The organism is Acinetobacter sp. RF14B (assembly GCF_006864105.1).
Lineage (GTDB): Bacteria > Pseudomonadota > Gammaproteobacteria > Pseudomonadales > Moraxellaceae > Acinetobacter > Acinetobacter lwoffii_C.
Genome location: NZ_SMTB01000202.1, coordinates 1 through 919, shown reverse-complemented (window position 1 = coordinate 919; position 919 = coordinate 1). Strand labels below are relative to the sequence as shown.

The following is a 919-nucleotide window of genomic DNA, read 5'->3' as shown; positions in this document are numbered from 1 at the left end:
TCGCCATTATCTTCCATTCATCATGCCGGTTCACCCTGGGAATTGGGTCTGGCGGAGGCGCATCAAGCGCTACGTGTTAATGATTTGCGTGGCAAAGTGCGCGTACAAACCGATGGCGGCTTAAAAACCGGTCTGGATGTGGTGAAAGCTGCGATTCTGGGTGCAGAAAGCTTTGGTTTTGGTTCCACCCCGATGATCGCCTTGGGGTGTAAGTACCTGCGTATTTGTCATCTGAATAACTGTGCAACCGGTGTGGCGACACAGCAGGATCATTTGCGTCAGCAACACTATATGGGTGAACCTGAAATGCTGATCAACTTCTTCAGGTTTATTGCAGAAGAAACCCGTGAGTGGTTGGCAGCACTGGGTGTGGCCCGCTTAAAAGACCTGATTGGCCGCACAGACCTGCTGGAAGTGTTGCCGGGTGAAACCGATAAACATGCGCACCTTGACCTCAGTGCATTACTGGAGTCGCATCCTGCGGCTGAAGGTAAGGCACAATATTGTCAGGTTCAGGGCAATGCGCCGTTTGATAAAGGCGTTTTGGCCGAGAAAATGATTGCCGAGATGTTGCCAGCCATTGAGGCAGCCACAGGCGGTGAATATCACTTTAGGGCGGTGAACTGTGACCGCTCGATTGGTGCACGTGTGTCCGGTGAAATTGCGCGTCGTTATGGCAACTTAAATATGGAATCCCATCCGGTTAAAGTGAATTTAACCGGTACCGCCGGTCAATCGCTCGGAGTGTGGAATGCAGGGGGCTTGCATATTCGCCTGGAAGGGGATGCCAACGACTATGTCGGCAAAGGCATGGCAGGGGGGCGTATTGCCATCTTCCCACCGAAAGGCTCACCCTTTCAAACACAAAATACCGCGATTATTGGCAATACCTGCTTATATGGCGCAACAGGCGGAAAAC

Annotated in this window: 1 protein-coding gene; it reads left to right on the top strand. The window is 51.9% G+C overall.

The annotated features are described in order from the left end of the window. Positions 1-919, top strand: a 919-nt coding sequence (locus tag E2K52_RS14505; RefSeq protein WP_171478883.1) for a glutamate synthase-related protein, incomplete at both ends; no start/stop codon positions are given.